This is a genomic window from Sphaerospermopsis reniformis (genome assembly GCF_005402885.1).
Classification (GTDB): Bacteria; Cyanobacteriota; Cyanobacteriia; order Cyanobacteriales; family Nostocaceae; genus Sphaerospermopsis; species Sphaerospermopsis kisseleviana.
Map to the genome: position 1 here is coordinate 1 of NZ_BJCE01000658.1, position 244 is coordinate 244.

The 244-nt window shown below is 32.8% G+C and carries 1 protein-coding gene; it reads left to right on the top strand.

Annotated elements, in window-relative coordinates; all coding sequences use genetic code 11:
* Positions 1-244, top strand: a 244-nt coding sequence (locus FFR48_RS28730; protein WP_162502011.1) for a hypothetical protein, incomplete at both ends; no start/stop codon positions are given.

A 244-nucleotide genomic window follows, 5' to 3' on the forward strand; every position in this document is an offset into this window, starting at 1 on the left:
TTTTTAGCGCTGGTAATGGTTATGATTCTGGTAATATTTCCGTAGAAAGTACCACTGGTGAAATTAACTTAGGAAATTTGCAAAATTATAATAATTATGGTTTTAGTTCTACTGCCAACGTAAAATTGTTTGCAAGTGGTAACATTACTGCGGGTGATATTGTTAACGGTGGTAATGGTTATGATTCTGGTAATATTTCCGTAGAAAGTACCACTGGTGAAATTAACTTAGGAAATTTGCAAAA